Origin of the sequence: Streptomyces misionensis (genome assembly GCF_007896895.1) — a bacterium.
In the GTDB taxonomy this organism is placed as follows: Bacteria; Actinomycetota; Actinomycetes; order Streptomycetales; family Streptomycetaceae; genus Streptomyces; species Streptomyces misionensis_A.
Map to the genome: position 1 here is coordinate 35,373 of NZ_VOGW01000137.1, position 2,912 is coordinate 38,284.

Annotated in this window: 3 protein-coding genes; all 3 read right to left on the reverse strand. The window is 76.6% G+C overall.

The annotated features are described in order from the left end of the window. Positions 1–642 (reverse strand): CoA transferase (locus tag FRZ03_RS24365; RefSeq protein WP_261399323.1); only part of this gene is annotated, 642 nt, incomplete at its 3' end. Continuing rightward, positions 639–1,448 (reverse strand): class I SAM-dependent methyltransferase, encoded by an 810-nt coding sequence (locus tag FRZ03_RS24370; protein WP_146467284.1) that lies wholly within the window; start codon positions 1,446–1,448, stop codon positions 639–641. The genes FRZ03_RS24370 and FRZ03_RS24365, both read right to left, overlap by 4 nt. A gap of 59 nt (positions 1,449–1,507) precedes the next feature. After that, positions 1,508–2,794 (reverse strand): AMP-binding protein, encoded by a 1,287-nt coding sequence (locus tag FRZ03_RS24375; RefSeq protein ID WP_261399324.1) that lies wholly within the window; start codon positions 2,792–2,794, stop codon positions 1,508–1,510. Positions 2,795–2,912: the final 118 nt, after the last annotated feature.

A 2,912-nucleotide genomic window follows, 5' to 3' on the forward strand; every position in this document is an offset into this window, starting at 1 on the left:
GTGCCGGGCGGCGGCCCGCAGCTCCGCCAGGGTCCGGGCGAGGGCGGCCTGCCGCAGCTCGCCGGGCAGCGGGCAGACGGCGGTGGCGAAGCGCTGCTGGAAGGGCAGCCAGCCGCGGCCGGCGAGGGTGGCGGGCACTCCGAGCCGGGCCCAGAACTCCCGCCAGGCCGACGGGTCGAGGGTCTCCACCTCCACGCGGGCGCCGTCGCGGGTGTCCAGGGTGGCCAGTCCGGGCGCGGACGCCTCCGGCTGTTCGAGGCCGTCATCGGCCGTCGCGGCGGCGAGGTACTGGCCGAGCGCCAGCAGCGCTCCCTGGGCCACCGAGGTGCGCGCCCCGCGCAGGTCCAGTCCCCGGGCCCGCCCGATCGCGGCCGCGGTGGCCCCCTGGGCCGCGAGGACGCCCGCCACCACCGAGGCGTAGTCGACGGCCAGCGGTACGGGGCCGCCCGTGGCCCGGCCGTGGACGTGCATGAGGCCGCAGGCGGCCTGCACGGCTCGTTCGCCGGGCAGGTCCATGCCGACCGGGCCCGCCCAGTCGATCGTGTGCCGTACCTCCGCGGGGAGCGCGGTGCGCCGCAGCAGCCGGTCGGCGACGGCGGTGGCGACCGCGGGCCGTGCGGCGGTGCGCGGATACGTCGTCACCCGCGCCCCCTGCCGGGCCGGCGGCCCTGCACCGAGTAGAAGACGCTGGAGGCGGCACGGAACGACGGGTCCCGCATCAACCGCGCCACCCGGTCCAGTTCCTCGTCGGTCATGCCCTGCGCCAGCAGCCGGTCGCGCAGGTTGCGGGTGTGGTTCAACTGCAGCCCGAGGCCGGGGTCCTGGGCGTGGCGTACGTCGATGTGCAGGTGGACGTCGATGCCGGTGAGGCCGGCCGCGCGCAGGGCGGCGGGCACCCGGCGTCCCCAGTGCGGGTCGCCGCCCGCGGCGCGCAGGGCGGCCGCCTTGGCGTGCAGGAACCGGACGTACAGCGCCTCGGTGGCCGCGTCCGGGGTCAGCAGCGGCGGCTCGTAGGAGGCGTCGATCTCGTCGATCTGGAGCAGCCCGCCGGGCCGCAGCGCCCGGACGAGCCGCCGCAGGACCGTGTCGCGGGTCGGCACGTGCTGGAGGACCAGGCGTGCCACCACCAGGTCGTAGGTCTCTTCCGGCAGCGGGTCGCGGGCCACGTCGAGCGCGGCGACCTCCAGGCGCGGGCCGGGCACCAGATCGCGGGTGTCACGGTCGGTGGCCAGCACGGAGCCGCCCGGGGCGACCCGGTCGGCGAGCCAGCGCGCGATGCTGCCGCCGCCCGCGCCGATCTCCAGGCAGTGCCAGCCCGGGCCGACCCCGGCTGCGGCCAGCCGGGGCAGGGTCACCGGGTCGTAGGCGGCCTCCAGGCAGCGGTGCTGGTCACGGCTGTGCGCGGTGCCGTTGTCGAAGACCGCGCGGGCGGGGGCCGGCGGTGTCATGAAGGGTGTCCTTTCGCAGGCGCCGGCCGTGCCTCGGCCGGTCGCAGGGGTTCGGGTCGTCAGGTCCAGCGGCCCGTGCCCGCGAGGGCGGTGCCCGCAAGCCGCCGTGCCAGGGCGGCGCGGCGGACCTTTCCGGTGCCGGTGCGGGGCACATCGTCCCAGGTGAGGACGGCCGGGTCACGCAACGTCGGTAGCCCGTACGTGGCTTGTTCCCAGGCGTCCGGGTCCAGCCGGCCGTCGGCGGTGACCACGACGGGCAGCGGATCGCCGTCCGGGACGGCGAGGACCACGCACTCCAGGGCCTGGGGCAGCCGCTGCTCCAGCGCGTCCTCGGTCCGCAGACAGCTCATGCCCGGCAGGCTGTCGACCTCGCGGTCCAGCACGCTGACGCTGCCGTCGCGGTGGAGCACGCCGATGTCGCCCGTGGACCACCAGTCGCCGATCCGCTTGGCGGCCCAGCGTTCCTCCTCGCCGACGTAGCCGAGGGCGAGCGCGGCGGTGCGCACCAGGAGCAGTCCGGAGCGCCCGCGCGGCACCGGACGCAGGGTCTGCGGGTCCACGGCGCGCAGCCGGGTGCGGCCCGGCACCGGGCGGCCCAGCCGGCGTGTCGTGGACTCCGCGTCCGCCGCGAGCGCGGAGCGCCGGGTGTGGAAGCGGAAGGTGAGCGGTCCGGTCTCGGTCTGGCCCCAGCCCTGCATCCACAGCGGGCGGGGGTGGTCGCTCGCGGTCAGGTAGGCGCGCAGGGCGGGCGGGTGGACGGCGTCGTAGGTGCTGATGTAGAGGCGGACCCGGCGGAAGGGGTTGTCGAGCCGCGTGGTGAGCGGCCGCAGCCGGACGTAGGTCGCGGGCGTCGCCTCGACGACGGTGGGCGGGTGGGTCCGCAGGAGTGGATCGGCGGTGTCCGGGTCGTCCCCGCTGAGCAGCACGATCTCGGCGGGCGGGACCGAGAGGACGACCGCCGTCCAGCAGAAGGCGCGCCCGTGCGCGTACGCGCCGGCGTTGAGCAGGACGTCGTCCGGGCGGATGCCGATGCCCGGGTAGCGCACCGCCTCGAAGCGGGCGAGTTTGTCCACGAGGGTGCGCGTGGAGTGGGTGACCAGTTTGGGCAGCCCGGCGGCGATGGCGGCGATCCGGGCGATGTCGGAGCCCTGGTCGCCGACCGGGCCGACGACGCCGAGCACGATGTCGTCGACGGCGGCCGGGTCCAGGTCCGGGAAGCGGTCGCGGATCTCGTGGATGAGGCCGACGACCAGGTCGATGGGCTTGGTGCCGTGCAGGGCGCCGTTCGCCTTGCCGCGGCCGCGCGGGGTGCGGATCGCGTCGTACACGTACGCTTCGGTGCTCACTGGTGTGCCTTTCGGGAGGGTCGGCCGAGCGGGGTTCGGTGGTCGTCGGGTCGGGGGGCCCGGCCGGCGGCCGGGGCGGGCCGGTCGCCGTCGGCGAGTGCGGGTACGTCCCAGTCGC

Excerpts from the sequence above, each read along its gene's own strand:
- FRZ03_RS24370 (WP_146467284.1), bottom strand. The coding sequence starts at position 1,448 with ATGACACCGCCGGCCCCCGCCCGCGCGGTCTTCGACAACGGCACCGCG.